Source organism: Paenibacillus phocaeensis, from assembly GCF_900021165.1.
GTDB lineage: Bacteria > Bacillota > Bacilli > Paenibacillales > Paenibacillaceae > Fontibacillus > Fontibacillus phocaensis.
Genome location: NZ_FCOQ01000014.1, coordinates 103552 through 123452 on the forward strand (window position 1 = coordinate 103552; position 19901 = coordinate 123452).

Annotated in this window: 16 protein-coding genes; 10 read left to right on the forward strand and 6 right to left on the reverse strand. The window is 55.5% G+C overall.

The annotated features are described in order from the left end of the window. Positions 1–162 precede the first annotated feature (162 nt). A complete protein-coding gene (locus BN3795_RS09190) occupies positions 163–993 on the reverse strand; it encodes a hypothetical protein (protein WP_068784400.1) in 831 nt (276 codons plus the stop codon). Between the two features lie 111 nt (positions 994–1104). Continuing rightward, positions 1105–3105, reverse strand: a complete 2001-nt coding sequence (locus BN3795_RS09195) for a M1 family metallopeptidase (protein ID WP_068784401.1) — start codon at positions 3103–3105, stop codon at positions 1105–1107. A 202-nt stretch (positions 3106–3307) separates the two neighbouring features. Here BN3795_RS09195 and BN3795_RS09200 point away from each other — a divergent pair, with 202 nt between their 5' ends. Then, on the forward strand, positions 3308–3820 hold the full coding sequence (locus BN3795_RS09200) for a YwhD family protein (RefSeq protein WP_068784402.1): 513 nt from the start codon (positions 3308–3310) through the stop codon (positions 3818–3820). A gap of 83 nt (positions 3821–3903) precedes the next feature. Here the strand turns inward: BN3795_RS09200 and BN3795_RS09205 are convergent, their stop codons facing one another. From BN3795_RS09205 to BN3795_RS09215, 3 genes are all read right to left on the reverse strand, one after another. Further along, on the reverse strand, positions 3904–5067 hold the full coding sequence (locus tag BN3795_RS09205; protein ID WP_068784403.1) for a copper amine oxidase N-terminal domain-containing protein: 1164 nt from the start codon (positions 5065–5067) through the stop codon (positions 3904–3906). Positions 5068–5178: 111 nt separating this feature from the next. Beyond that, a complete protein-coding gene (locus BN3795_RS09210; protein WP_068784404.1) occupies positions 5179–5865 on the reverse strand; it encodes a DNA-3-methyladenine glycosylase in 687 nt (228 codons plus the stop codon). A gap of 100 nt (positions 5866–5965) precedes the next feature. After that, on the reverse strand, positions 5966–8041 hold the full coding sequence (locus BN3795_RS09215) for a transglycosylase domain-containing protein (protein WP_068784405.1): 2076 nt from the start codon (positions 8039–8041) through the stop codon (positions 5966–5968). 209 nt (positions 8042–8250) lie between these two features. Here BN3795_RS09215 and speE point away from each other — a divergent pair, with 209 nt between their 5' ends. The 4 genes from speE (at position 8251) to argS (ending at position 12453) form a co-directional block, all read left to right on the forward strand. Further along, the gene (gene speE / locus BN3795_RS09220; protein ID WP_068784406.1) at positions 8251–9078 is read left to right on the forward strand and encodes a polyamine aminopropyltransferase; all 828 of its coding nucleotides are present in this window, start codon (positions 8251–8253) and stop codon (positions 9076–9078) included. 196 nt (positions 9079–9274) lie between these two features. Next, positions 9275–10210, forward strand: a complete 936-nt coding sequence (locus tag BN3795_RS25840; RefSeq protein WP_232729887.1) for a hypothetical protein — start codon at positions 9275–9277, stop codon at positions 10208–10210. A gap of 143 nt (positions 10211–10353) precedes the next feature. Continuing rightward, entirely contained in the window at positions 10354–10773 is a 420-nt protein-coding gene (locus BN3795_RS09230; RefSeq protein ID WP_068784408.1) for a DUF1934 domain-containing protein, read from the forward strand. Continuing rightward, positions 10774–12453, forward strand: a complete 1680-nt coding sequence (gene argS / locus BN3795_RS09235) for an arginine--tRNA ligase (RefSeq protein WP_068784409.1) — start codon at positions 10774–10776, stop codon at positions 12451–12453. It begins immediately after the preceding gene. 194 nt (positions 12454–12647) lie between these two features. Here the strand turns inward: argS and BN3795_RS09240 are convergent, their stop codons facing one another. After that, complete coding sequence (locus tag BN3795_RS09240) at positions 12648–13796, reverse strand: S8 family peptidase (RefSeq protein WP_068784410.1); 1149 nt, start codon at positions 13794–13796, stop codon at positions 12648–12650. 427 nt (positions 13797–14223) lie between these two features. Here BN3795_RS09240 and rpoE point away from each other — a divergent pair, with 427 nt between their 5' ends. The 5 genes from rpoE to BN3795_RS09265 all read left to right on the forward strand — a co-directional run bounded on the left by rpoE (position 14224) and on the right by BN3795_RS09265 (position 19795). Then, positions 14224–14790 (forward strand): DNA-directed RNA polymerase subunit delta, encoded by a 567-nt coding sequence (rpoE, locus tag BN3795_RS09245; RefSeq protein WP_068784411.1) that lies wholly within the window; start codon positions 14224–14226, stop codon positions 14788–14790. 340 nt (positions 14791–15130) lie between these two features. After that, positions 15131–16732, forward strand: coding sequence for a CTP synthase (locus BN3795_RS09250; RefSeq protein WP_068784412.1), 1602 nt, complete (start codon positions 15131–15133; stop codon positions 16730–16732). A gap of 157 nt (positions 16733–16889) precedes the next feature. Further along, a complete protein-coding gene (locus tag BN3795_RS09255; RefSeq protein ID WP_068784413.1) occupies positions 16890–17267 on the forward strand; it encodes a response regulator in 378 nt (125 codons plus the stop codon). Between the two features lie 221 nt (positions 17268–17488). Beyond that, on the forward strand, positions 17489–18343 hold the full coding sequence (gene fba, locus BN3795_RS09260) for a class II fructose-1,6-bisphosphate aldolase (RefSeq protein ID WP_068784414.1): 855 nt from the start codon (positions 17489–17491) through the stop codon (positions 18341–18343). A gap of 195 nt (positions 18344–18538) precedes the next feature. Further along, complete coding sequence (locus BN3795_RS09265; protein ID WP_068784415.1) at positions 18539–19795, forward strand: UDP-N-acetylglucosamine 1-carboxyvinyltransferase; 1257 nt, start codon at positions 18539–18541, stop codon at positions 19793–19795. The last annotated feature ends 106 nt before the right edge of the window (positions 19796–19901 follow it).

A 19901-nucleotide genomic window follows, 5' to 3' on the forward strand; every position in this document is an offset into this window, starting at 1 on the left:
TTACAAAACTGTTACTGAAATTGCGTTGCTGTTATTGTAACAAAAGCAGGTATCTTTTGGCAATGGTTAATTCGCAAGATTAAGAGGGGAAAATAGGACTCAAGGCCTCCGCCAAACGGCGAAGGCCTTGAGTTTGCTGGGTTTTGGAGGGGTTAAAAAAATTTAACTTCTTTGTGCCTTTGACTGCCAAAGATGAAATTGAGAGGCGACCTTCCAAACCCGAACCGTGCAGCGAAAAAGAGGATAGGCCTGCTGCAGGATGAGGGCTAACATGCCCGTACCGATCCAAGAGACGGTCCCGAACAGAAGGAAGAGAAGTAGTCCGAATGCCCCGAGAATGACCGAAATGGAGATCGCCTGTAAGAGGCTCCGGAAGCAGAGAAGCAGCGAATTCCATACACCGGCTTTGAACAGATAGCCAAACTGGGCAAAGAGCAGACACTGCCGGACCAACCAGCCATAGATGAACCAGCCTATAATCAACCCGAGCCCGGTTAGCCAGGTCGACACCGGGGTCTCTACTCCTGCCAATCCCGGCCAGAGGGACAGCAGCCTGGGTACAATCCAGAAGGCAGGCAGAAGGGTAAGCACGAGCTCCAGCGCGTAGAACAGGATGACGGGTTTGCCGAACTCCCTCATTCCCCGGAACAGGGGGAATCCCGGACTTCGGCTGTCGACCGGTGTGAAGCCGTAGAAGATCCCGGCTTGAATCAACGGGGTCAGGATCATGCGCAGGACGATCATTCCCGCCAGCAGCCAGCAATACAGCCGGATATCGGGGTTCCTCCATAAATTGATTTGTCCCTCCAGCAAGAACAGGATTTGCGACAGTGCGGTGGGCGGCGGGTCGGGATATCGTTGCAGCAGCGCCGTCACGGCCGTATCGACGAGTCGGTATAGGAACAATCCCCACAGCAGCTGGTACAGGAACAAGATGATGACCGAGGGAAATTGGCTTTTCAGGGTGGTCCACCCCAAACGAACGAAACTCATATTTTTCCCTCCTTTAGAGGTGGATTAACATCGATCGGTAGTCACGAATCTCTGGATACGGGTTCACCGTTGTAGTGAATCGGTGTGAAGGGTTGACTCGCTTGGGTGAGGCTACCACAGGAACACCCCGAGGACCGCTTCGAGCAGCTTGGTGACGCTCATATTGGAGCGGGACCGCGTGGTTTCCGGGATTTCCGCCTTAAGGTAGTTGTTGATGTGCCTGTTCTCCACCGTTAAGGTGTATTCCGGGTCGATCTGTACCCAAGCCAGCGGCGCTTTATATTGCAGCTTGATCTCGACGCGTTCGTCCTCTCCGCTCCATTGCTTGCGCACCGTATGTCCATCCGTAAAAGTAAACAGCAGCGGAACCTTCGGGTGGGTTGCCCCTTTGCGGGAGAAGACCACGCTCGACTCATACACGCGCTCGCTCTCCGGACCGACCGGGGTCACTTGAATTCGGTCTACTGCAAAATCAGCCATTTTCCCGTCATAGACGTATTGTTGAAAATAACTCTTCCAACTGCGACGGGTCACTTGCTCAACGACCCGCTGGAAGTCAGCCGTCGTCGGGTGCTTAAACCGGTATTTATGACTGTAAGTACTCAGAATTCGCTTCATCGTCTTGCTCCCGACCTGCTGCTCGATATCGAGCAGGATCAGCTTGCCGCGATAGTACACGTTCTTGGCGTACCCGTCCCCGGAGCCGTATTTCCAGGCATTCTGGGTCAGCGGAGCCGGAGAAGTAATCAAAGCGGATTGGATCGGCAGGTTCGGGGCCATCCCGAATTCCTGCTCCATCAGCTTATCCTCCGCGTAGGAGGCAAAGGCCTCGTCCAGCCAGGCTTCCTCGAACTCGTTGTTGGCGATCATTCCGTAGAAGAATTGGTGGGCAATCTCGTGAATGACCGTCCGCTCCAGCTCGTCGTAGCCGGGTGAATCGCTGACAGCTCCGAAGGCGGTGACCAGGGTTGGATACTCCATACCGCCTGCACCGTTGCCGCTTGCCGGCGGGACAACCACAGACAACGTGGAATAAGGATATTGTCCGTACCATTTACTGTAGTTGGCCAGCGCCACCTTGGCGGCATAGAAATAGCGTTCCTTCAGGTCCTTGTGAGCGGGATCGAGATAGAGCTTGATCCGAACGCCCGGAACCTCCGCCGAGGAGAACGGCTCCTCCGCATAAATGAAATTCGGTGAGGCAGACCAAGCGAAATCATGGACGTCGTCAGCGTAGAACTGCACCGTTTTCCGTCCGTCCTTCAAAACCGCTCTTTTCGTCTGGAAACCGGTGGCCGCTACCGTATACGTCTCAGGAACATTGATTCTGACGCTGAATATCCCGAAGTCGGAGTAAAATTCCGAGTTCCCGTGATACTGGTGGAGGTTCCAGCCTTCCGACGTCCGCCCCCGAGTGCCGGCCGGTTCATATACGCTGATCTTAGGGAACCACTGTCCGGCCATGACGAAATCGTCGGTCATGCCCATCCGGGCGAAGATCTTGGGCAGCTTTACGGTGAACTTTATCCGCAACGTCAGGCTCTCGCCGCCCTGAACCGACACGGGCAAGCGCACCTTGGCCAAGGTTTTGTCCTTCGCATTGCCGTCATCCGGCTGGACGTATTGAATCCGATGCAGCAGGGAAATGCCGTCGGTCGTCCGCAGTTCGGTGATCTCCATGGATCCCCAACCGTCCTTAGGCATGATGTCGTTCCGCAGCTTTCCGCCCGATTCCTTCATAAAGGTCGTATCTTCGGAAGAAAATGCATTAGGGTACAAATGCAGATAGACTTCGTTGATCGTTTTTTTGCCGGGATGCGTCCAGGTCAACGTCTCCGAGCCGGTCAACGTGCCGTCCTGCTCGTTCAGCCGGACATCGATGTGGTATTCGGCGACCCGATTGCTGAGCACTTCAGCGGTCGGCTGCTGAATGCTTTCGGCTTGCGGCGGGGCAGGGGTTTGTCCGGTTTTTTGGACCGCTTTGGGCCCCGCCTTGGTCGAGACGAATGAAGCCGGCGTATCCCCGCCTCCCCGCAGGGCCAGCCAGGCAGCTCCGAGGGTGAGGCACAAGGCAAGGATGGAAATGCTGTAGACTATAGTACGTCGGGTCATACAATGGATACCTCCCGTTGACAAGCATCTACAGCATGTATATGTTTGCAATTGGAAGATTATTAGCTAAAATTGAGAGGTAGTTCAAAAAGAAGGCTTTTGCTCACGAAGCAGCCCTGGAGGCGTACTCGACAAGAGCATCTTGAACTCAACCGACCCTGGATTCTTGAAAGGGCAAGATCGCGGGAAAATGGAGGGAACGATGGATCAGACACCAAAAACGGGTAAAAAAATTTTTGCCCTCAATATTATCAGCAACGACGAGAAGAGCAAACATAAAGGTTTTGGCGCAGGTTCGATCGATTTGAACAGCATGTCCCCGGTCATCATCGACGGCGACGAGGTCTACATCGACGTTGGGGCGATGCATGCCAAAAGCAAGGTAGAGAAGGGCATTAAGTTCTCGACCAACCGCGAGGACGTTCCTAACGGCCGGCAGGTCTGGATCGTATGGGTAGCGGTCGATCGGGGACCCGAGGGGCAATTCTACGGCGGGATGACCGCCTGCGAGATGTGGATTGACACAGAGGCGCGCCGCGGCTGGAAAATCCTCGCCGACCATGTGAACAAAATGGACTATGCGCTGAAGCGCAGAGTGATATTGGACGGACTTAGCGAAGACCAGAAGGCAGGGCTGAAACGGCTGCTGATCGAGACCAACGCGGAGTGGTGGGATCGCACACCGGAAGAGCTGAAGGCGGCGCTGGAGGCGTAATCGAATAGACGAAGCGATAGAAGAAGGGCCCCTCACCGGCTGGATGCTGGAGAGGGGCCTTTGGTTTCTAAGGTTCAATGAAGTTACTTGGACATGTCAAAGGATTTGGTTTCGGTCTCGCTGCTATACGGGGGATGCCAGCTGAAATTCAATACGGAGCCGGAACGGCCAGTATAGACTAGCCCGTCGTTAAGCCCCAGGTCGTCGCTTTCCAGTTGTTCGATGATCTCCTGATCCAACAGGCTCAAGTACAATGCGGTTCGTTCGCCGGACTGCCGGTCAATCAGCAGCAGCCTTCCGGTGGAATAAGGGCGAATCAGCAGGAAATCCTTCTCCATCGCTTCCAGGCTGTAGACATCTTCGGCCCCGCCCAACTGATCGAGATCCAGCGTCTCGGCCAGCTGTCCTTCCAGCGTAACCAGCTTGGCTTGATGCCCGTCATTCAGGACGATGAGGCCTTCTGAGGAGGCTACGTTCTCCATCAGGTGAACGAGCGAAGGACCGCCGAAGGACATCACCGCCTGTTGCGCCACTTTGCCGTCATGAATGAGAACCCGGCACCAGTCATTGAAAATATGCGGTTCGCCGTGGGCGTTATTTACATCGAGCACGAATGTGGAACCGTCCACTTGACGAGCCTTTCCGTCCAGCCAATCGGGACTTTGAAGGGTCACTTTCCCGGCCTTGGCTGGCAGTTGGCCATTTGGCCCGGCGTACAAGGTTCCTTGCGTCCGGTTCATCCAGAACAGCATGTTGCCGGTGCGCATCGTGAGATATTTGGATGCGTAGGCGGTCGCAATCACCTGCGGTTCCTTGGCGTTCTGAACGGAGATGGGAATACCGAACATTTTAGACAATAATGTGGCCGGCACATAAGTGTCGCCCTTGACTACGCGCACGGGCGCTCCCAGAGAGACGGTGACGTTATTTTTCCCGGTGGCTTTGGATTTGCCGACCTTCAGTTTAGCGAATTGCTGAAGGCCGGTGACGAGGACCTCTTTACGGTTCGCATCGTAGCCCACTTGGAGATCGAGCAGGGGAGCAACCTCCTTCAGCGGCACATAAAGCTGGCCGGATTGCTTAAAGGTCGGGTGTTCGAGCCCGTAGGTAAACAGTTCCTGCTTCGATGATGCAGCGGCAGCGGTCGGCGATGGGGATAAGCCCGGTGCGAACCCGGCCCAGACGATCAGAATGAGACCGAATGCTGCCGTTACCCGTTTAAGGAAAGGGTTGGAATGCACTTTCATGTTCAATGCCTCCTAAGTAGAAATCATATCTTCTTAGGAAGAGACGAAGTCATGTTGCAAAAAGTTGTGGCATTCCCTGGAAAATCCAATAATCGGCGATCATATTCACGATTATGGACGGCCTTCCGGCCAAACCTCAGCCTGCTTGTCGATAACCGAAACATAAGGGTTGCCGCGAAAATAAAAGCGCCACGGCTTCGCCGCATATTCTTCCGCATAGGCGATGCCGATCCGCGGCGCCTGAACGATCGTCTCCGCGGTCCCGAGCTCCGCGGCCTCCCGGCCGCCTTCCAGCCAAAGCGGCCCTCCGGGCTGATCCAGCGGCAGGCGGTTCAGCGCCTTGCTGATGTCCAGCGCGCGGCACAGCTTGCCGGGGCCGCCGGACAGATCCGCCGGCTTGCGGGCGGCGGTCCCGCGGTAGCGGCGCATTCGCGCTTCATCCGCCGGCGTCAAGGGCTCTACGGCCCGAACGAGAACCGCTTGCGGGTCGCCTTCCGAGCCGGTCACAATATTCAGGCAATGGTACATGCCATAAATTAGATAGATGTAGGCCGTCCCGCCCGGGCCGAACATGATCTCCGTCCGTGCCGTCCGGCGGCCGCCATAGGCATGGCTGCCCTTGTCCTCGATGCCGCCGTAACTTTCGGTCTCGACGATGCGGCAGCGGATGTCGCCCTCTTCCGTACGGCGAACAAGCGTCTGCCCCAGCAGCAGAGGGGCGGCCTCCAGCGCCGGCAAGCGATAAAAAGCCGGGGGCAGCGGCGCCCCCGGTATAATCGGTTTCAAGATAGGGTCCATAGATCAGGAAGTCTCCTTCATCAATTTTCAATTCCGGTTTGCTTCCTTATATCGTAAGAACTTTTGCGCATGTTGTCCAACCCGCACGTGGTTACGGAGTTTAATCCATCCACCAGCGCTTCAGGTCGTTCCACCAGGAATGGCTCTCCTTCTTCTCCTCTTCGGCAGGAGGCGGCAGCGGTTCGGGGTCGCCTTCCCCGTGTGCGGTGCAGAACTCGGTGGGTTCGGTGCCTTGAATGAACACTTCGAGCTTCTTATCCGGACAATCCTTCGTGGCCAGCAGGCCCGTCTCCGGATCGATATATACGCTGACAACGCCGTCGGGGATCGGGAAGATTTTCGGGGGCACCTTCTCCAGGGCCTTCTCCGTGTATTTGGCGAAAATCGGCGCGGCCTTGCGCGACTCGGCGGTGCCGAGCGTCTTGCCTTTGTCATAGCCGACCCACACCGCCGTCGACAGCTCCGGCGTAAAGCCAACCAGCCAGGCGTCCGTGCTGGTCGTCCCGGTTTTGCCGGCAACCGGCCGTTTAATTTCGTTCGAGACACGGTTGCCCGTTCCTCCGGTTTCAAATACGCTTTCCATTAATTGTGTCAGCACGTAGGCGGCGGAGGGCTCAACGACCTGCTCGCTTTTGGCCGGCTTGGCCTCATATAACACGCGTCCGCTGGCATCGGTAATCTTCAGCACCGCCACCGGCTTGACACTGCGGCCCTGGTTGCTGATGACCGCAAACGCCGTAGCCATTTCGAACGGGCTGACCGGCGAAGTGCCGAGCGCCAGCGACGGGACGGCCTGAAGCGGGCTGGTAATTCCCATTTTCCGCCCCATCTCGATGACTTGCTCCGCCCCGACCGTCAGGATCGTATTGACGGCATAGATATTGTCCGAAGCTGCGATCGCCTGGCGCATATCGATTTCACCCAGATATTTGTCGCCGAAGTTCTTCGGACTGTACGTTTTGCGGTTATCATCATAATGGAACAAGGTTGGTTGGCTGCTAAACTTGCTGGCGCTGGTCATCTTTCCCGAGGAGAGCGCCGTGAGATACATAATCGGCTTAAAGCTGGAGCCGGGCTGGCGGGTTGAGGCAAAGACATGGTTGTATTGGCTCCGCTTGTAGTTCGCGCCGCCGACCATCGCTTTGACGTAGCCGTTGCGCGGATCGATGGAGACCAGGGCCGCCTCCAGCTCCGGCGCGTTTCCGAGCTCGGAGGTCACCGCGGCTTCCGCGGCCTGCTGGGCCTCCGGATCCAGCGTCGTGTAGATGTTGAGCCCGCCGTGTTCCAACTGCGTCTCATCAAAGCCGAGCTCGCCGACCACCACATTCCGGATATAATCGCGGAAATAAGGGGCTTTGTCGGTGGGGCTTTGCTGCTTCGGCGATTGGAACTTCAGCATGGCTTCGTAGGCCTGATCCGCTTCCTGCTGCGTAATTTCGCCTGTGGCGACCATGGCGGATAACACCGTTCGCTGACGGTCCTTCGCGTTCTTCATATGATTAAACGGCGAGTAATAGGTCGGCCCTTTCGGAACCCCGGCCAACATCGCGCTTTCCGCCAGGCTCAGATCCTTGGCGGGCTTCCCGAAATACATCTGGGCGGCGGCTTCGATCCCGTAAGCGCCATGTCCGTAATAGATTTCGTTCAAATACATGCGCAGAATATCGTCTTTGGAGTATTTCATCTCCAACTGGGCGGTGTACATCGCTTCTTTGATTTTCCGCGACCAGGTCCGTTCATGCGAGAGGTATAAATTTCGCGCCAACTGCTGGGTTAAGGTGCTCGCACCCTGGACGGTGCCCATTTCCTTGAGGTTAACGAGGGCAGCCCGGGCCATCCCTTTTATATCAAAGCCAAAATGATTGTAAAAGTGCCGGTCTTCGGTCGCCAGCGTCGCTTTGACCAGCCAGGGCGAGATGTTCGCCAGCTCGACGCTTTCCCGATTCTTCCCGCCATCGGAGAACACTGCAATCGTCTCCCCTTTGCTGTTGATCAGCTGGGAATTTTGGTCCGAATCGGCGAGCGGCAGCTCCGCTTGAGACAAATAGAGGAGCAGGATGCCGGCGGCGCAGAGGCCGAGCAATCCGGTGCCGATCGTCAGCTTGAACAGCAGAATCCACGGACGGCGAGGTTTGCGCTTATGTTGATGTCGGTCACTGCGAACGAGTTTCTGCACGAAGGACTCTCCTTTCCGATCCTAAAGCGTAACCGACGCTGCGGTTATCCTGGTTTTAGTATGGGAAAGTTTGGGAGAGATCATTCACGGCGAAAGCGGCGGCAGCGCGGAATTTCCGGGAGGTGTGTTATTATTTTTTCGTTTGGTACAATATAGGAGAGATGTTTTGACGGAAAATCCACCGATCTTAAGGAGAGAAGGTTGAGCCTATGGAATTATGGTTTACGGAGAAGCAAACACCCGTCTTTGGGATTACGGCGAAAATACGCGAAACGCTGGTCACGGAACAAACCGAGTTTCAAGATTTGGCGATGCTGGATACGGAGGAATTTGGCCGGATGCTCGTGCTGGACGGCATGGTCATGACGACGATTAAGGATGAGTTTGTCTACCACGAAATGGTGGCGCACCCGGCACTGTTCACCCATCCGCATCCGAAGCGCGTGCTCGTGGTCGGCGGCGGGGACGGCGGGGTCATTCGCGAGGTGATCAAGCACCCCGAAGTCGAGCAGGCGGTGCTGGTTGAGATCGACGGCAAGGTGATTGAATATTCCAAAAAATACTTGCCGGAAATCGCCGGGGAGCTCGACAATCCGCGGGTTGACGTGCAAGTGGCCGACGGCTACATGCATATTATTGAAAGCAAAAATCAATACGATGTCATTATGGTTGATTCCACCGAGCCGGTTGGACCGGCGGCGCCTTTGTTTGAGCGCGGCTTTTACCAGGGGATTTATGAAGCGCTGAAGGACGACGGCATCTTCGTGGCGCAAACCGACAACCCTTGGTTTAAGGCGGATTTAATCCGGAAAGTGAACAAGGACGTGAAGGAGATCTTTCCGATCGTTCGTGTCTACGGCGCCAACATCCCAACCTACCCCAGCGGGCTGTGGACGTTCACGATAGGCAGCAAGGTGTATGATCCGCTGCAGGTGGATGAGACGAAGATCCCGGATCTGGACACGAAATATTACACGCCGCGAATCCATAAGGCCGCGTTCGTATTGCCCAAATTCGTCGAGGATCTTGTGAAGTAGAGCATCCCCAAACCGCCGCAGCTTCATGGAGTCGGGAGATCCGCACAGATTTGTGAAATAAAATATGCCGTTCGGACTATAAAACAAGCCGTTTCAAGTATGTTAGGATGATTTATGTCAGTACTTTCTTATGGGAGAAGGCGGGATTTTTATCAGAACGAACAATTCGGCTCGAAGCATGCTTGCGGGCCTTACGATGATCATAGTGGTCCTGGTGGCTGGCTGGATCTTTTACGGCCGCCCCGGCGATGCGCCGTCCGAAGAGCCTTCGATGAACGCTGCGGTCCAATCCCCGGCGGCAGAGCCGGGGGACGGCCCCGCTGGGGAAGGGAATCTCGATCAAGCCGAAGAATCGCCCTATTTGCTGGACCATCTTCCCTTTAAGGAAGAAGAAGTCCAGGCGATTACGGGCGGCGGGAACGGCATCGACGCGGACATTCCGGCAGAACGGCAATTCGTGCTGCTGCAATCGCTGCGCTACACGGATATGAAGAGTGCGCTTGCGGCTCCGATTCCAGCGGCTTCCCGGAAGCCGGTCGTGCTGCAATTTCAACTGGCGGATACCCGCTATGAGCTAACCTATGATTTGACCGACAACGCTTTTGAGTACCAAGGGCAGTATTATTACGCGGACGACCAGGTGTTGCTGTTGATGCAGGGGTTGTTCCGCGAGCAAGAGGAGCTGGCGTCGCTGGATGCGCTGCTGGAGCAGGCCCGGGTGGAGCAAGAGCAGGCGGGCACGGTCGACCCGGATCCGTTGGACGCGGAGACCGCACAGGTCGATGGGCTCGACTTCGAGGGCTGGGAGCAGCGGTTAGCCAAGGCCCAACCGGAGGAGATCGTTTGGGCGAAGCCGTATTACGACGACGGCACCGGCCAGGTGAGGGAGGCTCGTTTGTTGAAGGATGGGGTGCTGGCTTTAAATCGGAAGATCGTATTTACCCGGCCGGAGCATCAGTCTGCGGACGGGGTGAAGACGGGGATCGGTACGGACGAGGTGTTGGCGAAGCTGGGGCCGCAGGCGCTGAAGCTGGTCAGCTGCTGGAGTTATAAGGTCGGGGATTATTTCCGGTTCCACGTTTATTTTACGAACGGCAAAGTCCAATATATGGTGTTAAGCCAGCCCTTATAGGCATGATGTCGAGTAGGAAGCCGCTGTTGCAGCGGCTTCTTTTTTTGGTCGCGGGGCGAGAGGAGCCGCGAATGTATTGAATTGCCGGGGCGAACTGGCTATAGTAGTACAGTAAGGATGGATGCCGGAAGGAGATGGGTCATATGCCGGAAACCAAGCCGGTAAGCCTTGTGCTGACGAGCCGGCAGGGAGCGGAAGAAACGGTGCAGCACCTGCGCGGAGATGCCGTCCGACGAGGAGAAGCCGTTTATATTCGGTATGAAGAGCCCGACTCGGGGCCGGAGGGCGCAACGACGCGCACGCTGATCAAATTAACCGGCGATGAGCTGAAAATCATGCGGCACGGAGGCGTGGAGGCGGAGCAGACCTTTCGCAGCGGCTCCCGAATTCCGGGATTTTACCGATCTCCCTTCACTCGATTCAACCTGTCTACCGATACCGTGAAGCTCGAGTCGAATTGGGATGGCGCGGTGGGTCAGGTGGTCTGGGAATACGATTTGTACGTGTTTGAGGAACTATCCGGACGTTTTGAACTCAGTTTATATATACAGGAGGACGTTTAAATGCCACACAATCCGTTGGAACAAATGAACCAGGCGCTGAAAGAGGCGATCCTGGATGCGATCGTATCCGCAGGCCTGGCGCAGCGGGAGGAAATTCCGGCTATCGTGCTGGAGGTCCCGAAGGAGAAGGCTCACGGTGATTTCGCCACCAATGCGGCCATGCAGCTGTCGCGGATCGCGAAGAAGAACCCGCGCCAAATCGCCGAGGAGATTCTCGGCAAGCTGGATCACGGGCAGGCCGGGATCGAGAAGGCGGAGATTGCCGGTCCGGGGTTTATCAATTTTACGCTCAGCAAGAGCTACCTGTATCCGATTCTGCTGCAGGTGTACCGAGAAGGTGAGAACTACGGCCGTACCGGGCTCGGAAATGGTAAAAGGGTGCAGGTCGAATTCGTCAGCGCCAACCCCACAGGCAGCTTGCACCTCGGTCACGCCCGGGGCGCAGCCGTGGGCGACGCGCTGTGTAACGTGCTGGATTTTGCCGGCTATGACGTGACGCGCGAATACTATATCAACGACGCCGGAAACCAGATCGTCAATTTGATCAAATCGATCGAGGCTCGCTACCGCCAAGAGCTGGGGCAGGATGTGGAGATGCCGGAAGACGGCTACCACGGTGAAGATATCAAAGGATTCGCCAAGGAGCTGGTCGCTGAGCAAGGCGATAAACTGCTCGGCATGTCAGAGGAGGAGCGGACAGCATTCCTGCGCAAATTCGGCCTGGACAAAGAGCTTGCCAAAATTCAACGCGACCTGGAGCGCTTCCGGGTTCGGTTCGACGTCTGGTTCAGCGAGACCTCCCTGTATCAGGATGGCCAAGTGGAAGCTTCCCTCGCGGAGCTGCGCGACAAGGGGCAGACGTATGAGCAGGAAGGGGCAACCTGGCTGAAAACGACGGATTACGGCGACGACAAAGACCGCGTATTGGTGAAAAATGACGGTACGTATACCTATTTGACGCCGGATATTGCTTATCACCGCAACAAGTATGACCGCGGCTTCGACCGGATCATCAACATCTGGGGGGCGGACCACCACGGATATATTCCTCGGGTGAAGGCGGCGATGCAGGCGATCGGCAAGGATCCGGAGAAGCTGACCGTGTTGATCGCGCAGATGGTCAGCCTGTTCCAGGACGGCGAGAAGGTGAAAATGTCCAAGCGAACCGGCAAGGCGGTCACGATGGTGGACTTGATGGACGAGGTTGGCGTCGACCCGATTCGCTATTTCTTTACGATGCGCAGCATGGACTCGCATCTGGATTTCGATATGGACTTGGCGATTTCGACTTCGAACGAAAACCCGGTGTACTACGTGCAATATGCGCATGCGCGGATCTGCAGCATCTTCCGGCAAGCGGAAGAGCAGGGGATCCAAATTCCGGCTGCCGAGAGCGTGGACCTCGGCAAATTGACAGCGGAGCACGAATACGATCTGCTGCGGAAGCTGGGCGAGCTGCCGGAGGAAATCGGCGTGGCTGCGGAGAACTATGCGCCGCACCGGCTGGTCCGCTATGTGTATGAACTGGCGGCGCTGTTCCACAGCTACTACCGGGCGGAGCGCGTCATCACGGAGGATGCGGCACAAACGGCGGCGCGGCTGGTGCTGCTCGGCGGGGTGCGCACGGCGCTCGCGAATGTGCTCCGCTTGATCGGCGTGTCTGCTCCGGACAAGATGTAACCCCGCCCCGGGCTACAATTCATTGCCCGGACGGTTTCCATCATTATCCCGTTTGATCAGACAGCGCCATCCTGACTTAAATCCAAATCCAGCTGTTCTGAGCGAGAGGGATAATCATGCAAAAGCAGCGTCAGAGCAAGACAGGACCGATACGGGTCCGTCTGCTCTGACGCTGCTGCATTCTGGCTTGGCGCTTAGCTGCTGCGCCCCGGCTTGGAGCGCAGCAGGCGCGCCGCGCTCAGTTCGCCTGCGCCGCCGCCTTTGGCTCGGGTCGCCGTGCCGGGCAGCGGCTTGGCGGTGCGGCGCAGACGCCGCTTGATCTCGCCCGGCTTCAGGTCCGGCTTTGACGCCAGCAGCAGGGCAATGGCGCCGCTGACGTGCGAAGTCGCCATGGAGGTGCCGCTCATTTCGCGGTAACCGCCGCCCAGCCAGGATGAGCTGATTTTCTCGCCGGGGGCATAGATATCGATATTAGGACCGTGGTTGCTGAAGGAGGCGATTTTGCCATCCTTGCCGGTTGCGCCTACAGAGATCGTCTGCGGGTAGCGTGCCGGATAATCGGCGCCGCGGCCCTTTTTGTCGTTCCCCGAAGAAGCGACGACAACGATGCCCGCATGATGGGCTTTGCGGATGATGTTTTGCAGTGAGGTGCTGTTGCTTTTCATGCCGAAGCTCATATTAACGATGTGCATCCGGTTGCGTACGCACCAGTCGATGCCCAAAATAATGTCAGAAACAAAGGCGGAGCCGTTATGATCAAACGCCTTGACCGGAAAAATCAGAGATCGGGGGGCCACCCCCATCATCCCCTGAGAACCACCGGAAGCGGCGATGGTTCCGGCGATATGCGTGCCGTGTCCGTTGTCATCGTAAGGGAGGCTGATCCGATTCAGCAGATTGATGCCCCGAGCCAAGGAATGGCGAAGATCCGGGTGGCTGAAATCGGCCCCCGTATCGATCACACCGATGCGAACCCGGTAACCTGTGGACACGGACCAGGTTTCCGGAGCGCCAATTCGCCGGATCCCCCAAGGGATCGCGCTGGCTTTGCCCTTATTGGCCGGGGCCGGGCTATGGACGGTGACGAGGCTGTCTTCTTCGACCCACAGGCCGAAGCGGGAGCGGGCGGCTTCCCCCCGAGGACCAAGGGGGCAGATCAGCGCTTGCAGCAGAGAGGATGAACGGATGTGCCGCAGCGCGGGATGTTTGCGCTTGTGCTTGAGCAATTGGCGTACGCATTCGGCGAATTCTGCCGGGTGCGCGAAGCGGATGATGATACGACCGCTTTTTCCGGAGGCGTCGACATGATCGTTCAAATACCTAAGAAATCCGGAGTAGTCCATGTGTAAGTAGCCCCTCCTACGAAGCGTGTTGCAGTATAGTATGACGGTCCAGTTTTCATTGAATGGGGAAGAGGCCCTGTTTTGCGGAAATGGGCCCGGCCTGTCGTTTTTGGAGCGAATATGGCGTGTCAAAGTACAAATCTGGACATAGGATGAAGAGAAGGCCTTGAGGCTTTCGCCAACCCAGGAGAGGGCCGGGGCCTTCCTTGGGGAAGGATACAGTCAAGGAGCGGGGAGCCGGGAGGTTCTCCGCTCCTTCCCTTTTGCCGGGCGGGGCTTTGATGTGTTTTTAAAACTTGCAATTTAGTGCCAAATAGGTTTTACTATTGTGTGATATGGATATGTTAGTGAAGGAAACCGGCCTTAAGGATAAGGTTTCATCTTTGCTTTATAGTGAACTATTTGCGTGAGAGGAAGTGTCCGTAACGTGACTACCCCGCTGAATTTGAAAATCGACCCGGAGAAAGTCCAGGAAATCCCGATGGTCGACTTGGCCTTTATGATCTTGAAGGCGGCGAATACGCCGTATTATTACCGCGACCTGATGAATGAGGTTGCCCAGCTTCGCGGCATGACCGAAGAGCAAATTAACGAGGCGATTGCGCAGCTTTATACGGAAATAAATATCGATGGACGGTTTGCTTGCGTGGGCACCAATCTGTGGGGCCTGAAGCGCTGGTATCCGATCGAGCGTTCGGAGGATCCGGTCGGCAACTCCAAACGTCCGCGCATCATTAACGATGACGACGACGATCTGGAAGATGACGATTTTGTGGAAGAGGACGATACGTACGTATCCGACGACGAGGATTACGATGGAGTCGACGAGGATTCCGAAGACGAGTTGTTCCCGGATGACGACGATGAAGACGTGGAGGAAGTCGAAGACGACGAGTTGCTTCCCGACGAGGAGCTCGAAGACGAAGACGAACTTGCCGAGGAAGAAGAAGAACTGGATACCGAAGAGGAATTCGAAGACAGCGACGAAGACTGATCGGTCTCGGGACAAGGGCTTTGCGATTTCCCAATGGACCCTTGAAGGACGGCTCCGGCCGTCCTTTCCCAAGTCTTATTTTGTTCAGAAAATGCCTTCCGCCTTGACTTGACACGGGCAGGGGTAACGGGTAAACTATTGCATGGGCTTATGATTCAAACCTATAACTATGCATTTTTTTAAAAGTGCCCCGACCAATTCGGGTGTCACTTTTTTGTTTTTTTATAGCCTTTTTGGCTATGTTTTGCCGGAGAATAGGTTACGCTAATGATCTAAGTTGCCTGAATTTCTGGGATCCGATTTGTTTCTGAACACGTACTACTTTAGGAGGTTTTAGGCTGTGGCAAAATACATTTTCGTGACAGGCGGGGTCGTATCCTCACTGGGGAAGGGCATTACGGCGGCTTCGTTGGGCAGGCTGCTTAAGAACAGGGGTTTAAAGGTAACGATCCAGAAATTCGATCCATATATCAACGTCGATCCGGGCACCATGAGCCCGTATCAGCACGGGGAAGTCTTCGTCACGGACGATGGCGCCGAGACCGATTTGGATTTGGGCCATTATGAACGTTTTATCGATATCAATCTTTCGAAGAACAGCAACGTTACGACGGGTAAAATCTACTCCTCGGTCATCGGCAAGGAACGGCGGGGCGAGTATCTTGGCGGGACGGTTCAGGTCATCCCTCATATTACGAACGAGATCAAAGAGCGTGTATTCCGTGCCGGACGCGAAGCGGGCTCCGACGTGGTCATCACCGAGATCGGCGGGACCGTCGGCGACATCGAAAGCTTGCCGTTCCTGGAGGCGATCCGTCAAATCAAGAGCGACATCGGACGCGAGAACGTCATGTATATTCACGTGACGCTCATTCCATATATCAAAGCTGCCGGTGAGGTCAAAACCAAGCCGACTCAGCACAGCGTGAAGGAACTGCGCAGCATCGGGATTCAGCCGAATGTGATTGTCTGCCGGACGGAGCACGAGCTTTCGGATGACATCAAGGGGAAAATCGCCCAGTTCTGCGACGTGGATGCCAGCGCCGTTGTAGAGTGCCGGGATGCAGATACGTTGTACGAAGTTCCGCTCAACCTGCGGGATGAAGGGCTTGACGAAATCGTCGTCAACCATCTGAAGCTCACGACGCCGGCTCCGGATATGCGGGAGTGGGAAGGCCTCGTGGAGCGCATTAACAAGCTGGAGAAAACGGTGGAAATCGCTATCGTCGGGAAATACGTAGCGCTCCACGATGCTTACCTCAGCGTGGTGGAATCGTTGTCTCACGCCGGCTTTGACGCGAATGCCGATGTGAAGGTCCGCTGGGTGAACGCCGAGGAAGTGACGAACGAGAACGTGGCCGAACTGTTGCAAGGCGTTGGCGGGATTCTCGTGCCGGGCGGCTTCGGCGATCGCGGAATTGAAGGTAAAATCACGACGATCCGGCATGCCCGCGAGAACAAGATTCCGTTCTTCGGGATCTGCCTCGGGATGCAGGTGGCGGTCATCGAATACGCTCGTTCGCTGGCCGGGCTCCAAGGGGCGAACAGCTCGGAGATTAATCCGTCTACCGAATATCCGGTGATCGACCTCCTGCCGGAGCAGAAGGATATCGAGGATCTGGGCGGCACGATGCGGTTGGGGTTGTACCCGTGCAAGCTGGCGCCGGGATCGCTGGCGATGCAATGTTATGATGATGAGCTGGTCTATGAGCGCCACCGCCATCGCTACGAGTTCAACAATGCGTACCGCGAGACGCTGGAGCGCGTCGGCCTCCGCATCTCCGGAACTTCGCCGGACGGACGGCTGGTGGAAATCGTGGAGCTTCCGGACCACCCTTGGTTCCTGGCGGTGCAGTTCCATCCGGAGTTCACTTCCCGGCCGAATCGTCCGCAGCCGCTGTTCCGCGAGTTCGTGAAAGCTTCGATCACGCACTTGTCTTAAGCAGCGGCTCCGCCGCAAGTCCCCGGGCCCCCCTGTCATTTTTGGGGCGACCGATTTTTTAAGGCTCTTTTTTCCAGTGGAGAAGGGTTTTGCAAATCGGGAGCGAAGTATTAGTTATGACAAGGATTACAGGGTGGACTTGTAGGAGGGCTTTTCGGTGGAAGAGAAGAAAGTGTTAATTGTCGACGATCAGAACGGTATCCGCATTTTATTGATGGAAGTGTTCAGCAGCGAAGGGTATAAAACGTTTCAGGCGGCCAACGGCAAGATGGCTTTGGAAATCGTCCGCAGCGACTCGCCGGATTTGGTGCTTCTCGACATGAAAATCCCGGGCATGGACGGATTGGAAATCCTTAAGCATATCAAAGAGGTGAATCCGGAGATCAAGGTCATCATGATGACGGCCTACGGCGAGCTCGATATGATCAAGGAAGCGACGGACCTCGGGGCTCTGATGCATTTTACGAAACCCTTTGACATTGATGAAATGCGCGCAGCGGTCAACCTGCAGCTGAAAGGCGGAGCTCGTCTTTAGGCAGTATGGCCGTGATGAGAAGAAGGCCTTCTTTAGAAGAGCGGCGTGGATCACGCAGTCTCCTAAAGAAGGTCTCTTTTTTTGGCATAAATCAGCATAAGGCGTTCACAAACGGAAGGAAAGCATGAATAGTATTTTTGACAGGTTGTGGTATAATAAGAAAGTGTGTGAATGTCGGCTAAATAAGATAAAATCCCACATCCTTAGGAGGATTGAAACCCATGCCATTAGTATCAATGACTGACATGTTGAACAAGGCCCTTGCCGGCAAATATGCCGTAGGCCAGTACAACATCAACAACCTGGAATGGACGCAAGCGATTCTTGCTGCAGCTGAAGAAGAGAAATCCCCGGTTATTCTGGGCGTTTCTGAAGGGGCAGCCCGTCACATGGGCGGTTTCTACACCGTTGTTAAGATGGTGGAAGGCCTGCTGCATGATATGAAGATTACGGTACCTGTAGCGATTCACCTCGACCATGGTTCGAGCTTCGATAAATGTAAGGAAGCGATCGACGCGGGCTTCACTTCCGTTATGATCGACGGATCCCATCATCCGATTGACGAGAACATCGCCATGACGAAGAAAGTCGTTGATTACGCTCATGCCAAAGGCGTTTCGGTAGAAGCCGAAGTCGGTACGGTTGGCGGTCAAGAAGACGACGTGATCGGCGGCATCCAATACGCTGACTTGAACGAGTGCGTTCGCATCGTGAAAGAAACCGGGATCGATACCCTGGCCCCTGCTTTGGGCTCTGTGCATGGTCCTTACCATGGCGAACCGAACCTTGGGTTCAAAGAAATGGAAGAGATCCGCGACGCCGTTAAGCTTCCGCTCGTACTTCATGGCGGGACAGGCATTCCGACCCACGACATCACCAAAGCGATTTCGCTGGGTACGTCCAAAATTAACGTGAACACCGAGAACCAAATTGCCTTCACGAAGGCTGTTCGTGATGTATTGGCTGCGAAACCGGATGTTTACGATCCTCGTAAATACATCGTTCCGGGCCGTGACGCGATCAAAGCGACGGTTGTTGGCAAAATCCGCGAATTCGGTTCCAACAACAAAGCGTAAACTACATCGTCAAGCGCTTGCGCCGTACTCCGTTCAGGTGGATTGCGGCGCAAGGTTTAGGACGGACAGGAGCTTGGACGTCCAGCTGAATAAGGTGACTTGGAGAGTACACCGCTTAGACGGTGTCTTTCCATTTCTGCCGCTAAAATCATGGGCATGTGTACCGACGCAAATACGTAGGGGGATCCTGGACTTATGGAGAAATTAATGATCCGTGGCGGACGTCCGCTGCGCGGAAGCGTTTCGATCAGCGGCGCAAAAAACAGCGCGATTGCGTTGATTCCGGCTGCGATCTTGGCAGAATCCGAAGTGGTTCTGGATAACTTGCCGATTTTAAGCGACGTGGCGGTATACTCGGAGATTTTGGAAGAGCTGGGTGCCCGCGTCAAATGGGATGGCAGTCAAATGCGCATTGATCCCACCCATATTCGTTCGATTCCGATGCCCAACGGGCCGGTTAAGAAGCTGAGGGCTTCCTATTATATGATGGGGGCCATGTTAGGACGTTTCAAGGAAGCCACGATCGGATTGCCGGGAGGCTGCAACTTTGAGCCTCGTCCAATTGATCAGCATATCAAAGGGTTTGAAGCTTTAGGGGCGACCGTAACCAATGAACACGGCGCTATTCATTTGCATGCCAAGGAGCTGCGGGGCGCGAAGGTATACCTGGACGTCAGCAGCGTGGGAGCTACGATTAATATTATGCTGGCGGCAACAAGAGCCAAAGGCGCTACGATTATCGAAAATGCGGCGAAAGAGCCTGAAATTATAGATGTGGCCACTTTGTTGAATTCCATGGGAGCGGTCATCAAAGGGGCCGGCACGGAGACGATTCGGATTGAAGGCGTTGCGGAATTGAAAGGTTGCCGCCATTCCATTATTCCCGACCGGATTCAAGCCGGGACCTATATGATTGCTGCCGCGGCGACGCGAGGGGATGTCTTGATCGACGGCGTGATTCCGAAGCATCTGGAGGCGCTGACCGCCAAGCTGTTGGAAATGGGCGCCCAGGTCGAAGAGCTCGATGAGAGCATTCGGGTGATCGGCCGCCCGGATTACCATCATGTCGACGTCAAAGCATTAGTCTACCCGGGATTTCCAACGGATATCCAATCGCCGATGACCAGCTTGCTGACCCAAGCGAAAGGAACCAGCGTGCTAAGCGATTTTGTGTATAGCAACCGGTTTAAGCATGTGCCGGAGCTGGTACGAATGGGAGCGAACATTCGCGTCGAAGGCCGTTCAGCGATCATTGAAGGCGGACCGCTCAATGCCGCCAAGGTGAAAGCGGCCGATTTGCGTGCAGGGGCTGCGCTGGTGGTAGCCGGGCTGACCGTGCCGGAAGGCACAACCGAGGTCTTCGGCGTCGAGCTGATTGACCGGGGGTATGATCATCTGGTGCCGAATTTGCGTGCCCTGGGAGCCGATGTGTGGCGGGAAACGGAAGAATAACTTTCCGCCCTGGCGCATAAGTTGCCAAGGATAGGGCATACTAGACGAATGAATCTATCATTATGCCAAACTTCACTAGATTTCAATAAAATTGAATAGGTGGTTA